At 73.8% G+C, this 12,872-nt stretch carries 12 protein-coding genes; 5 read left to right on the top strand and 7 right to left on the bottom strand.

Annotation, left to right across the window (positions count from 1 at the left end; translation table 11 throughout):
• Positions 1 to 1,293, bottom strand: a 1,293-nt coding sequence (locus AB0G02_RS17595) for an FAD-dependent oxidoreductase (protein WP_360795090.1), incomplete at its 3' end; no start/stop codon positions are given.
• 63 nt (positions 1,294 to 1,356) lie between these two features.
• A complete protein-coding gene (locus AB0G02_RS17590; RefSeq protein ID WP_360795087.1) occupies positions 1,357 to 1,941 on the bottom strand; it encodes a TetR/AcrR family transcriptional regulator in 585 nt (194 codons plus the stop codon).
• A 77-nt stretch (positions 1,942 to 2,018) separates the two neighbouring features.
• Here AB0G02_RS17590 and AB0G02_RS17585 point away from each other — a divergent pair, with 77 nt between their 5' ends.
• Positions 2,019 to 3,146, top strand: a complete 1,128-nt coding sequence (locus AB0G02_RS17585; protein ID WP_360795084.1) for a YbfB/YjiJ family MFS transporter — start codon at positions 2,019 to 2,021, stop codon at positions 3,144 to 3,146.
• A gap of 85 nt (positions 3,147 to 3,231) precedes the next feature.
• Here the strand turns inward: AB0G02_RS17585 and AB0G02_RS17580 are convergent, their stop codons facing one another.
• A complete protein-coding gene (locus tag AB0G02_RS17580) occupies positions 3,232 to 4,158 on the bottom strand; it encodes an NAD(P)-dependent alcohol dehydrogenase (protein ID WP_360795081.1) in 927 nt (308 codons plus the stop codon).
• Positions 4,159 to 4,247: 89 nt separating this feature from the next.
• Between AB0G02_RS17580 and AB0G02_RS17575 the strand changes: the two genes are divergently transcribed.
• Positions 4,248 to 4,865 (top strand): helix-turn-helix domain-containing protein, encoded by a 618-nt coding sequence (locus tag AB0G02_RS17575; RefSeq protein ID WP_360795078.1) that lies wholly within the window; start codon positions 4,248 to 4,250, stop codon positions 4,863 to 4,865.
• Here the strand turns inward: AB0G02_RS17575 and AB0G02_RS17570 are convergent.
• The 3 genes from AB0G02_RS17570 to AB0G02_RS17560 all read right to left on the bottom strand — a co-directional run bounded on the left by AB0G02_RS17570 (position 4,862) and on the right by AB0G02_RS17560 (position 8,707).
• Complete coding sequence (locus AB0G02_RS17570) at positions 4,862 to 5,680, bottom strand: siderophore-interacting protein (protein ID WP_360795075.1); 819 nt, start codon at positions 5,678 to 5,680, stop codon at positions 4,862 to 4,864. The genes AB0G02_RS17575 and AB0G02_RS17570 overlap by 4 nt on opposite strands.
• Positions 5,681 to 5,871: 191 nt before the next feature.
• Positions 5,872 to 6,978, bottom strand: coding sequence for a hypothetical protein (locus AB0G02_RS17565; RefSeq protein WP_360795072.1), 1,107 nt, complete (start codon positions 6,976 to 6,978; stop codon positions 5,872 to 5,874).
• A gap of 280 nt (positions 6,979 to 7,258) precedes the next feature.
• Positions 7,259 to 8,707 (bottom strand): GMC oxidoreductase, encoded by a 1,449-nt coding sequence (locus AB0G02_RS17560; RefSeq protein ID WP_360795069.1) that lies wholly within the window; start codon positions 8,705 to 8,707, stop codon positions 7,259 to 7,261.
• Between the two features lie 288 nt (positions 8,708 to 8,995).
• On the opposite strand from AB0G02_RS17560, the gene AB0G02_RS17555 reads away from it, so the two are divergent.
• The 3 genes from AB0G02_RS17555 to AB0G02_RS17545 all read left to right on the top strand — a co-directional run bounded on the left by AB0G02_RS17555 (position 8,996) and on the right by AB0G02_RS17545 (position 12,205).
• The gene (locus AB0G02_RS17555; RefSeq protein WP_360795066.1) at positions 8,996 to 9,616 is read left to right on the top strand and encodes an L-threonylcarbamoyladenylate synthase; all 621 of its coding nucleotides are present in this window, start codon (positions 8,996 to 8,998) and stop codon (positions 9,614 to 9,616) included.
• 100 nt (positions 9,617 to 9,716) lie between these two features.
• The gene (locus tag AB0G02_RS17550; protein ID WP_360795063.1) at positions 9,717 to 10,496 is read left to right on the top strand and encodes a hypothetical protein; all 780 of its coding nucleotides are present in this window, start codon (positions 9,717 to 9,719) and stop codon (positions 10,494 to 10,496) included.
• Positions 10,497 to 10,702: 206 nt separating this feature from the next.
• Positions 10,703 to 12,205, top strand: coding sequence for a methionine--tRNA ligase (locus AB0G02_RS17545; protein WP_360795060.1), 1,503 nt, complete (start codon positions 10,703 to 10,705; stop codon positions 12,203 to 12,205).
• Positions 12,206 to 12,221: 16 nt separating this feature from the next.
• Here AB0G02_RS17545 and AB0G02_RS17540 read toward each other — a convergent pair.
• On the bottom strand, positions 12,222 to 12,872 hold a 651-nt coding region (locus AB0G02_RS17540), incomplete at its 5' end, for a hypothetical protein (protein ID WP_360795057.1).

The raw sequence follows: 12,872 nt of genomic DNA, 5'->3' as shown, positions 1-12,872 counted from the left end.
GGCGGTCGGCCAGTCCGGCATGTCGGGATCGATGTAGTTGACGTAGCCGGTGTCGTGGCCCATGCCGTCGCGCAGGTCCGCCACCGTGCGGCGGGCCTCGGCCTCGCTGACGTCGACCACGTCGACGAACGCCTGCGCGCTCGCGATGGCCCGGCGGTGCGGGAACGCGGTCGCCTCCGGGTGCACGCGCGCGATCGCGCCGCCGAACGAGTCGAACTGGGCCCGGCCCGCCCGCCGCCCCTCCAGCAGTGCGACGACCCGCGCCGGGTCGACCGGGCGGTGCAGCATCCTGGACGAGGCCACGAACGGCGAGCCGTCGGACGGCGTGCACGCGGGCAGGCAGCCGGCGAAGTACCGCATGGCGCTGCCGTAGTCCAGCGGCAGCACCGTGCGGACGGTCGGCGCGACCTTCGCGGTGAACCGGTCGAGCAGCCGGGTCAGTTCGTCCTGGGGCCCGATCCAGCTGCCGGCGACGTTGGCCCGCGGCGGGGTGCCTGCGCCGACGTTGCAGGCCGTCCACAGCCCGTTCGGGGCGCCCGTCATCCACTCCTGCCACGCGCCGAGCACGTCGGTCGCCGTGCCCACCGCGTACTCCAGGGCGAACACGGTGACGTCGCGGGCGGGCGCGGTGTCGAACCGGAACGACGTGACGACGCCGAAGTTGCCGCCACCGCCGCCGCGCAGCGCCCAGAACAGGTCGGGCTCGGTGTGCGCGTCCGTCCGGCGCGGCGAGTCGCCCGGTGTCACGACCCGCGCGGCGAGCAGGTGGTCGCACGTCAGGCCGTACTCGCGACCCACGACGCTGATGCCGCCGCCCAGCGCGAGCCCGCCGATGCCCACCGTGGGGCACGACCCGGCGGGCAGCAACCGGCCGGCCCTGGCCAACTCGTCGTACAGGTCGAGCATCCGCACGCCGGAGCCGACCTCGACGTGACCTCGGTGGTCGATCCGGATGTCGCGCAGCGCGGCGAGGTCGATCACGAGACCGCCCTCGGGCACCGAGTAGCCGGCGTAGCTGTGCCCGCCGCTGCGCGCGGCGACGGGGATCCGTTCCCGTGCGGCGAAGTCGAGGCACCGCGCGACGTCGGACTCGTCGGCGCACAGCGCGACGGCGGCCGGCCTGCGGTGCGCGTAGACGGTGTTGGACGGCCGGCGCACGGTGTCGTAAGTGTCGTCACCGGGCAGTACCAGCCTGCCGGTGAGCTTGCGGCGCAGCCGGTCCCAGTCGCGCTCCCACGAGCCCAGCGCCACGAGTCCGGTTGCCTGGATGAAGGTTCTTCGACCGAATTCCATGAGTGCCCCCCGACCCATGGTCCCGCCGTCCGCCGACGTGTCACTCCGCCGAACGGGGCGAGTTCAGGAGGCTCCGGCGGCCGCCAGCAGGGTGAGCGCGGCGCGGCGGGCGTGGTCGCCGGCGTCGGCCGCGCCGTGGTGCTGGGCGACGACGGTCGCGCCCTCGACCAGCATGAGCAGCTGGCGTCCCAGGACGTGCGGGTCGGTGGCGCCGGCGCGTGCAGCGATCCCGGTGAGCAGGGCGAGGTACCCGTCGAGGTGGCGCGCGGTGATGGCGCGCACCGGGTCGACGTGGTGCTGCGCGGCGGCGTTGACCATGGCGCAGCCGCGGAAGACCGGTTCGTCGTACCACTGCTGCAAGGTGTCGAACACCGCGGCGAGCTGCTCGGCGGGGTCGGAGGCGGCGGCGACGGACTCGGTCAGCCACCGCGTCGTCCGTTCGCTGCGCGCTTCGAGGACCGCGCGCACGAGCCCGTCCTTGGTGCCGAAGTGGCGGTAGAGCGTCTCCTTGGACACCCCGATGCCGGCGCACAGCTCGGCGACGCCGATCCCGTCGAGCCCCCGTTCGTACAGCACCGGGATGGCCGCCTCCAGGATGGCGGCCCGGGTGCGCACCGGGTCGATGGTCGTGCCCTTGGCCACTGGCATGGCACAGATCGTACCGATCGGTTCGATCAGGTGCTAGCGTCCACGTCGTACCGATCGGTTCGATCTCTGGGGGACGCATGGGCCGGGCGACCTGGCAGGCGGCGCGGCTGGCGCTGGGCACCGCCTCGGCGTTGGGCCTGGCCCGCTTCGCCTACGGGCTGCTCCTGCCCGCCATGCGCGACGACCTGGGGTGGACGTTGGCCGCCGCCGGGGCGATGAGCACCGCCAACGGGCTCGGCTACCTCCTCGGCGCGCTGGTGACGTCCGCCGTCGTCCGCCGGACGGGCACCGCCACCGCCTTCCGCTGGGGCATGGCGCTCACCGCGCTCACGTTGGCGGCCACCGCGCTCAGCGACGACTTCGTGGTGCTGCTGGTCGCGCGGGCCGCCGCCGGGGTGGCGGGAGCGGTGGTGTTCATCGCCGGCGGGGTCATCGCGTCGCGACTGGCCGGCCACGTCGGGTCGGGCACGCCCATCACCGTGTACTTCGCGGGCACCGGCCTGGGCATCGTGCTCGGCGGCGCGACCATCCCGGTGCTGGGCGACGACTGGCGCGTGGCCTGGATCGGGTTGGGTGTGGCCGCCGGGGTCGCCACACTGGTCGGCTGGACCGCCGCACGGGTGGACGGCGAGGCGCCCGCCGCCGGCCCGGGACGGGCGCGGGTGCGCCCGCTCTGGCGGATCGCCCTGGCGTACCTGCTGTTCGCGGTCGGGTACATCACCTACATCACGTTCCTGTCGGCGTACCTGGTCGACCGGCACGCCCCGACCTGGCAGGTGGTGCTGACGTGGACGGCCCTCGGCCTGGCCGTCGTGGCCGCGCCCGTGCTGTGGAGCCGACCCATCACCTCCTGGGCCGGCACCCGAGCGCTCACCGCGGTGCTCGCCGTCCTCGGCGCCGGGTCGGCGCTCGCGCTGGTCGCGCCGACACCGCCGGTCATCCTCGGCTCCGCGATCGTCTACGGGGCGACGTTCATGGGCGTGCCCGCCGCCGTCACCGCGCTCATCCGGACCGCCGTCCCGCCCGCCGACTGGACCGCGACGCTGGCCGCGTTCACCACGCTGTTCGCGATCGGGCAGACCGCCGGCCCGTGGCTGGCCGGGATCGTCGCGGACCGCACGTCGACCGACGCCACCCTGGTCTGGACCGCCGTCCTGTGCGCGGTGGCCGCCGTGATCGCCGGCGCGTCGCGACGACCCGTCTGAGCGCCACCGCGACCACGCCCCGCTCCCGCCGCGCGACCAGCCGTTCCGCCCCGGTGACGGTCGGCGCGAGGACCGCAGCGGTCCCTCACACCACCCGGACCACGTGCTTCCCGCGCACGCCACCGGCCTCCAGCGCGCGGTGGGCCTCCGCGATCGCGGCGAGCGGGTGGACGGTGTCGACCACCGGCCGGACCGCGCCGCTCTCCACCAGCGCGGCGAGATCCGCGAACAGGGCGGTCGTGGGGTTGCCGCTGAAGAACCGGACCCGGCGCGACCCGAACACCGAGGAGGCCAGGAGGTAGCCGACGTCCGCGGCGGAGCGGAACGCGATGCCGACCATGCGGCCACCGGGACCGAGGAGGCGTCGGTACGCGGCGGGCGTGCTGCCGCGGGTGTCGAGGACGACGTCGAAGCGGCCCAGCCGGGCGGGATCGATGCGGTAGTCGAGCGCGTCGTCCGCGCCCAGCTCCCGGACGAAGTCGAGGGTGGCGCCGCTCGTCAACGCGGTGACGTGCGCGCCGTAGGCCTTGCCCAGCTGCACGGCGACGCTGCCCACTCCCCCGCTCGCCCCGCGCACGAGCAGGCGTTCACCGGGGCGCAGCCGCGCCTTGTCCCGCAACGCGGTGATGGCGGTGGTGCCGACGCCGGGCAGGGCGGCGGCGTGCACCAGGTCGAGGCCGGCGGGACTGGCCGAGAGCCGGTCCGGGGCGACGGCGACGTACTCGGCGGCGCTGCCGAAGGAACCGCGCGGCAGGCCGCCCCACACGTGCGCGCCGGGCTCGAAGCCCGGTCCGGACACGACCTCGCCCGCGAAGTCGATGCCCGTCCGCTTCGGGAACCGCCGGCCGAGCAGGAGCTTCAGCCGACCGTCCCGGCCCATCAGCTCACCGCCGTTGACGCTCGCCGCGTGGACCCGGACGAGCACCTGACCCGGCTGGACCACCGGGTCCGGGACGGTGCCCTCGTACAGGACCTCAGGCGGGCCGTACCGGTCGAACAGCGCTGCGCGCATCTTCACCCCTCGTAAGTGGAAGCCACCTTCCACTTCGACGCTAACACGCTAACCGGAAGGGGCCTTCCACTTGAGCTAAAGTGAGAGACGTGCCCGGTGAGACGTCTCGGTTGCGCGTGGACGCGCGGCAGAACCGCGACCGCATCCTGACCTCGGCGCGGGAGACGTTCGCCGCGGTCGGGCTGGACGCGTCGATGACCGAGATCGCCCGCCGCGCGGGGGTCGGCGTGGCGACCCTCTACCGCCGCTTCCCCACCAAGGGGTCGCTGGTGACGGAGGTGTTCGCGGACCAGCTGGCGGCCTGCACGGACGCGGTGCACGTGGCGGCCGAGGACCCCGACCCGTGGCGCGGCTTCTGCCGGGTGGTGGAGAAGCTGTGCGAGATGCAGGCGCGCGACCGGGGGTTCAGCGCGGCGTTCCTGGCCGCGTTCCCCGACGCGGTGCCGGTGGACGAGCAACGCGCGCGGGCGGAGGAGGCGTTCGCCGGGCTGGTGGCCCGCGCCAAGGCGACGGGCAGGCTGCGGCCGGACTTCACCGCCGACGACCTCACGCTCGTGCTGATGGCGAACAACGGCCTGGTGACGGACTCGGTGGACGCGGCGGTGGCCGCCTCGCGCCGCCTGGTCGCCTACTTCCTGCAGGCGTTCCAGACCCGCGACCCGCTGCCACCACCGGTCCGCCTCGGCTTGCGCGACGCGCTGGGCTAACCCTGCTCCTGCTCGACCCGCCGGTTCCACTCGCCCTTGGACGACTGCCAGCCGTCCTCGTCCGCGCCGAGCCGCCAGTAGCCGGAGATCGACATCTGCTCGCGCGGCACGCCCCGCTCCAGCTTCAGGTGACCCCGCAGGTCCTTGACCATGTTCGCCTCGCCGTGCACGAAGACCTGGACCACGCCCTCGGGGAACTCCAGCGCCCTGACCGCCTCCCCGACCAGCCGGCCGCGCGGTCCGCCGCCGCGGTGCAGCCACCGCAGGTCCACCCGTCCCGCGCTCCGCACGGCCTGCTCGTCCCGCGGACCGTCGACCTCGACGAACACCCTGGCGTCCGCACCCTCGGGCAATGCCTCCAGCGCCGCGGCGATGGCGGGCCACGCGCTCTCGTCACCCGCCATCAGGTGCCAGGTCACGTCCGGGTCGGGCGCGTACCCGCCGCCCGGTCCGGAGAAGTGGAGCACGTCACCGGGCTGGGCCTTGGCCGCCCACGGCCCGGCGACACCGGCGTCGCCGTGGGTCACGAAGTCGATCCACAGCTCACCGGCCTCCGCGTCCCACCTGCGGACGGTGTAGGTGCGGGTCCGCGGCCACCGGTCGCGCGGCATCGTCGCGCGGATCGCCCCGAGGTCGAACGGCTCGGGGTAGACCACGTCCTCCAGCGGGAAGGCGAGCTTGACGTAGCTGTCGGTGTACGGGCCGACGGCGAAGTCGGCAAGACCCTCGCCGCCGAGCACCACCCGGATCATCTCCGGCGCGATCCGCTCCGTGCGCACCACTCGCCCGCTCTTCGCACGGGACCGTTCAGGCATGTCGGGTACTCCTCGGTGTCGGCGTCGGCGCAGCCGCCCTTCACCGTACGTGGCGCCCCGACCGGCCCATCGATCACCGATGGTCTTCACCCACCGCCACGGCGTCGTCACCGTGCGGAGCACGAGCGCTCCCGGAACGCCTGCGGCCCCCCGGTGGTGGGACGCCGTGCCGACGCCCCACCGCCCGCCGGTCAGCGCACGCTCCACTCCCGCGCGAGCCGGGCGGCCAGCCCGAGGTTCGCCGCGGCGGCGTCCTCGGTGCGCCGCCCGTAGCCGCACGCGGCGGCGATGCCGGCCACCGGCACGCCCAGGGCTTCCACGGTCAGCCGCAACGCCTCGCGGGTCTCCTCCGGGTGCTCCTCGGCCACCAGGCCCGCGATGACGTCCACGCCGCGCCGCAGGTGCCGCAGCTCGTCGTAGAACGCGGGATCGGTGGGCGGCGGGTTGGCGCCGCTCGCCGCGGGCAGGTGCACGGTCGGCATCGGCAGGCTGTGCGCGGTGAGCAGGTCGGCCAGCGCGTTGAGGAACACCACCGCCGGCCGCAGGTCGGTCGGGGTGAACACCGGCACGTGCTCCAGGTCGCCGTAGCACAGGTGCAGCACCCACCGGGCGCCCGGCGCGGCGGCGAGGACCCCGGCCACCTGGCCGATGAGCTCGGCGGTCAGCGCCGACCAGGCCTCCGGCGGGGTGCGGTGGTAGGCCACCAGCTCGAGGGGCGTCTCCAGCTGGAGCTGCACCCGGTCACCCCACCGGGCGACGAGTTCGGCCACCTCGTTCAGCACGGCGGTCTGCGCGGCGGGCATCCACTCGCGCGCGGCGTCGATCGAGCCGAACGCGAACACCGCCAGGTCCAGCGCGTTGGGGATGCCGACCTGCACGCGCGGGACGTCGACGGGGAGGGCGACGCGCAGGCGGTCCAGCGCCGCGAAGGCCTCCTCGGCCTGCCGCACGCGCCCGAGCCCGAGGTCGTCCGGGCTCAGCCGGCACCCCGGTCGGACGCGGTAGTACGGCATGTCGTCGTACCCGCGGCTCTCACCGCCGCGCACCTGTTCCAGGGCGGGCACGGACGACAGGTGGTGGGTGAGCCAGTCGATGATCCACCGCGGGTCGCGGTCGGACGGCAGGGCGGTCAGGGCCGCGCCGCACCGGTGCCGGAGGAACCAGTCCATCGCGGTCACCGGGTCGTCGCACAACGGGCGCGGCAGCGAGCCGACGAGGTGGACGGGGAGCGGGCGGCGTTCGGGGTCGTGGGAGTCGCGGTGCCCATGCGGGGAGGCATCAAGAGTCGTGCGGGACATGAGTGGTTCTTCTGCTTTCAGGTGACGAGAAACGCGGGACGACCGGGAGTGCCGCAGGATCTCCGCACCAGACTTCCCGGTGTCACCGGCATCCTGACCCGACCGCACCGCCCTGTCCACTTAGGATGATCACTGGAATCCGACCGTGGACGTCATCCACGCGATCGTGTGAACCACCGTCGGCAAAGGACTCTCACGAGGTGGAAACGGGAACGACACCCATGATTCGCCGAAGGCGGCGGCACGTTCCCGCACCGCCGCCCCAGGACCCGAACGGTTTTCAGGCCGTGCGCAGGAACTCCGCGACCCGTTCGGCGATCATGATCACGGACAGGTCGACGTCGGCCCGCACCGTCGTGGGCACCACGGACGCGTCCGCGACGTACAGGCCTTCCACGCCGTGCACGGCGCAGTGCTGGTCGACCACCGCGCGGGCGTCACCGAAGGGGCCCATGCGCGCGGTGCCGACCGGGTTGCCGGCGGGCTCCGCCGTGGCCGTGACGTAGTCGCGCACGGCGTCGTCGGAGTTCATCACCGCGTCGTCCAGCAGCACGACCCGTTCGGACAGGTGCCGGATCGCCGGTGACCGCGCCAGCTCCCACGCCATCCTCAACCCGTCGGCCAGCAGCTGGTGGTCCTTGTCCGCGGACAGGAGGTCGAGGTCGACCCGCGGCGCTTCCCGCGGGTCCGTCGACCCGATCGTGACGCGGCCTCGTGAACCGGGTTCACGTGCGACCACCAGGAGGTCGATCACGCGATCGGTCCGCGCGGCGTGCCGCAGGTGCGGGGAGCGGGTCGCCAGGTCGAGGTGGTCGGCCACCGCCAAGTACGTGTCGTTCGTCCGCCCCGCGCCGGCCGACGCCGTGCGCAGCACGATCCGACCCGTCGCCCCGCCGAGGTCGTCGATGCCCCGCTTGGGCACCAGGAAGACGCCGGTGCGGACCTGGTCGACCAGACCGGCGCCGACGCCGGGCAGGTCCGACCGCACGTCGATGCCGAGCCGGCGCAGGTCGTCGTGCGGGCCGATGCCCGAGCGCAGCAGGATGGCCGGCGAGCCCACCGCACCGGCCGCGAGGACCACGCGGGACGCCCGCAGCTCCAGCACCGCCCCACCGCCGGACACCTCGACCCCGCGCACGGCGTCGCCGGCGAAGAGCACCCGGCGTACCGGGGTGCCGGACATGCTCGTGAGGTTCGGGCGGGCGCGCACCTCCGGCGGGAGGTAGGCGGTGGCGGTCGAGACCCGCACGCCGTCGGCCCGGCGGGTGGACGGCGCGGGCCCGACACCGCTCGACGTCGGGTGGTTGTGGTCGGCCACGTCCGGGAACCCGGCCGCCAGGCAGCCCTCGTAGAACGAGCGCTGGACCGGCGTCAGCTCCTCGGGCCGCCGGCGGCGGATCGGCAGCGGGCCGTCGTGGCCGTGGAACTCGCCGCCGAAGTCGAGGTCGTTCTCCAGACCGCGGAAGTGGGGCAGCACCTTCGACCAGCCCCACTCGGGGTTGCCGGCCGCCGCCCAGGTGTCGAAGTCCTCCGGCATGCCCCGGATCGCGATCGTCTCCCCGACCGCGGACCTCCCGTCGCCGCGCGCCTCGGCGGTCGTCCGGTGGTCCGGTCCGGTGTCGACCAACGCGACCCGCCGACCCGGGTCGGCGCTCAGCCGGGCGGCCAGCGGGGCACCGGCGCCGCCCGCGCCCACGATGATGTCGTCGAACCGGTACAGCCCGCTCATCAGCGTCCTCCGCGTCTCGATCGACGGTCGGCGGTGACCGGATCGGGGAAGTCCCCGGAGGTCCCCGGTGATCATCGCCCGAGGAGGTCCGCCACCGACGGGTACCGATGTGGATGAACCATAGCCAACCGTCCCAACCGGAACTTCTCCTCGCGTGCCGACCGGAAAAGGGCTGTGGACGCGGCGAACGGCCCGCACGTCCCCGGATCGGCGGCTCGTCGACGTCCGTCCCGCCCCCGTGCCGACGGGCGTTCCGCGTGCGGACGATCAGGGCATTAAGCTCCTGACATGGCGAGGTACTTCGACGTGCACCCGGTGAACCCGCAGCGCCGGTCCATCGACCAGGCGGTCGAGCTGATCAAGTCGGACGGCCTGATCGCCTACCCGACCGACTCCTGCTACGCGCTCGGCTGCCGGCTCGGCAACAAGGCGGGGCTGGACCGGATCCGGCAGATCCGGCACCTGGACGACCGCCACCACTTCACGCTCATGTGCCGCGACTTCTCCCAGCTCGGGCAGTTCGTGCACGTGGACAACGCGGTCTTCCGCGCGATCAAGGCGGCGACGCCGGGCAGCTACACGTTCATCCTCCCGGCGACCACCGAGGTGCCGCGCCGGTTGATGCACCCCAAGAAGAAGACGGTGGGCGCCCGCATCCCGGACCACCCGGTCGCCCAGGCGCTGCTGGCGCAGCTGGGCGAGCCGCTGCTGTCCAGCACGCTGCTGCTCCCCGACCAGGAGGAGCCGCTGGTGCACGGCTGGGACATCAAGGAGCGGCTCGACCACGTGGTGGACGCGGTGCTCGACGCGGGCGACTGCGGCACCGAACCGACCACCGTCGTCGACTTCTCGCAGGGCGAGCCGGAGATCGTCCGCCTCGGCGCGGGCGACCCGACCCGCTTCGAGTAAACCGCCCTCCGGCTCACCCGTGTTGCGCCGCTCAGAGGTATGGGAGCGTTCCCAGAGCCGATAGCTTCCTGCTGCCCCCTCAGCGCAGAAGGAGCTACCCGTGCGCAAACGGTTGTCCACGGCGGTCCTCGCCGCCCTGCTGTCCGTCGTCGCCCTCCCGGTCGCGGATGCCGCCGGCGGAGACCACGCCGATCACCGGCTCAAGAGCTGTTCCCGTCCCGGCCTGCTGTTCTGCGAGGACTTCCAGGACGTGCCCACCGGCGCGGGCACGAGCCTCAAGTGGGGCGTGGACACCCGCAACGGCTCGCTGGAGGTCGAACGCGACCGGCGCGGCCAGAAGGTGCTGCACGTGCGCACCGAGGGCAACGGCCGCGCGTTCCTCAAGGTGGACGACTTCGCCGCGCCGGGCAACAGCTTCTACGGCCGGGTGCGGGTGCGCGTCGAGGCGTTCCCGTCCGCCCCGGACTGGGCGCACTACACGCTCGTCGAGACCACCGGCGACGGCCCGGAGGTGGTGCGCCCGCTCGGCGGCCAGTACGTGCCGACGCTGGGCAAGGCGCTCTGGGGCGTGGGCGCGGACGGCGGCCCGACCGGTGACTGGACGAACTGGCGCGAGTCGGCGCCGTCGAAGGCCGGCGTGTGGCAGTGCGTGGAGTGGCGGATGGACGCCGCGGACAACCGGATCACGCTGTGGTTCGACGGCGTGACCAACCCGGACCTGACCGTGTCCACCCGCGAGCACGGCGGCAACCAGGTCGACTTCCTGTTCCCGAAGTTCGACACGGTCAAGCTCGGCTGGCAGCTCTACCAGCCGAACACCGACCGCCACGACCTCTGGCTGGACGACATCGCCCTGGGTTCGCAGCGCATCGGCTGCTGAACCACCGGGTCCGGCCTGACGGCCGGAAGACCGAAAACCAGGCGCGGCACGGGCGGTGGCGCTGCTAGCGTCGCCGCCATGTCCTCGTCGTCCCCGGTCATGACGCCCCGCCACGCGGGGCCGCCGACGCTGCACGGATGACGACGTCCGAGGCCCCCGTCCCAGGGGGTCCCGGCCGCTGGAGCCCCCCGCACCTAGAGGTTCCGATGTCGCGCTACTACGTGACCACCGCCATCCCGTACGTCAACTCGCGCCCGCACCTGGGGTTCGCGCTGGAACTCGTGCAGGCCGACGCGCTGGCCCGCCACCACCGGCTGCGCGGCGACCGGGTGCGGTTCCTGACCGGCACCGACGACAACTCGCTGAAGAACGTGCTGGCCGCCGAGGTCGAGGGCCTGCCGACCGCCGACTTCGTCGACCGCAACGCGGCGGCGTTCGCGGCGCTGCGCGACCCGCTGGCGCTGTCGTTCAGCGACTTCATCCGCACCAGCCGCGACCCCAGGCACCGCACCGGCGTCGAACGGCTCTGGCAGGCCTGCGCGGACGCGGGCGACCTGTACCGCAAGCACTACGAAGGCCTGTACTGCGTCGGCTGCGAGCAGTTCTACCAGCCCGCCGAGCTGGTGGACGGCAAGTGCCCCGAGCACGACGTGGAGCCGCGGTCGGTGGCCGAGGAGAACTGGTTCTTCCGGCTGTCCCGCTACACCGACCGGCTCCGCGACCTGATCGAGGCGGGCGTGGTCCGGATCGAGCCCGCCGCGCGCCGCAACGAGGTGCTGGCGTTCATCGCCGCCGGGCTGCACGACTTCAGCGCCTCCCGGTCGCGGGAGCGAGCGCACGGCTGGGGCATCCCCGTGCCGGGCGACCCCGACCAGGTCGTCTACGTGTGGTGGGACGCGCTGGGCAACTACATCTCCAGCCTCGGCTACGGCGTGGGCGGCTCGAACCACCGGCGGTGGTGGGTGGAGGGCGACCGGCGCGTGCACGTGATCGGCAAGGGCGTGGTCCGCTTCCACGCCGTCCACTGGTTGGCCATGCTGCTGTCGGCGGGCGAACCGCTGCCGACCGACATCCTGGTCCACGACTACCTGACCACCGACGGCCGCAAGATCAGCAAGTCGCGCGGTGACGTCGTCGACCCGGTGGAGCTGGCCGCCAGGTACGGCTCCGACGCCGTGCGGTGGTGGCTGCTGCGGGACGTGCCGCGCGTCGGCGACGCGGACTTCACCGAGGCGAAGCTCGTCGCCCGCGCGAACGAGGACCTGGCCAACGGGCTGGGCAACCTGGTCAACCGGGTCACCGTGATGGTCCACCGCTACCGCGACGGCCGACCACCCGTCGTCACCGGGCCCGACGCCGACGCGGAACCGCTGGCGGCGGCCTGCCGGGACGCGCCGGACCTCGTGCACGCGGCGATCACCGACTTCGACTTCCGACGGGCGACGGCGGCCGTGTGGCGGATCGTGGAGGAGGCCAACCGCCACGTGGACCGGGTGCGGCCGTGGGACCTGGCCCGCGCCGAGCGCGACGGTGACGTCGAGGCGGGCAGGAGGCTCGACGCGGCCATCTCCGTGCTGCTGACGGCGTGCCGCGCGCTGGCCACCGAGCTGACGCCGTTCCTGCCCGCGCTGGCCACCCGGGTCTCCCAGCAGTGCGTCTCGCTGTCGGGAGCGCTCCCCCGACCACAGGCCCTGTTCCCCCGCCTGTGACCCGGTCCGACCGGGTTCAGTCGAGCAGACCGGAGGCCAGTCCCACCCACAGCACCTGGACCGAGCCGAACAGCAGCGTGGCGAGGACCGCGACGGCCGACCACCCGACCCGCTCCCGCAGCCGACCGCGGGCCGGGCCGGTCGCGAGGTACTGCCACGCCGCCATCGCCCCGGCGGGCACGGCCGTGGCGACCGCGACGAACACCAGGACGGCTCCGTAGTCGCCGACGGCCCTCGCGGTCACCAGCAGGCTCGTCAGGATCGGGAGCACCCAGGAGGAGACCCCGGTGACCACCGTCCGCCGCACCCGGTCGTCGTCCTCCAGCCGGGGCGCGCGGTGGAGGAGGAACGCGGCCAGTCCCGTCAGCAGCGCGAACACCGCGATCGCGACCAGCAGCACGCGGTCCCACCACAGGCCGAGCGCGTCACGCCACCACGGCACGGTCGACCGCTGACCGGCGACGGGCGCGGTGCAGGTGGTCAGCACGTCGCCCCGGGCGCAGTCGGAGCCGTCGACGACGGCGAACCCGGGTGTGTCGACGGGGTACGGGCCGCCCTCGGTACCGCCGGGCCACACCGCCGCGAGCGCGACCGCGAGCAGCAGGACGACGGGCACGGCCTGCGGGAGCAGGCGCAGGGGGCCGGTGCCGAGCCGGGTGCCGGTGGT

Source organism: Actinosynnema sp. NPDC023658 (assembly GCF_040639995.1).
Classification (GTDB): Bacteria; Actinomycetota; Actinomycetes; order Mycobacteriales; family Pseudonocardiaceae; genus Actinosynnema.
This window is presented reverse-complemented; position numbering and strand designations above follow the sequence as displayed.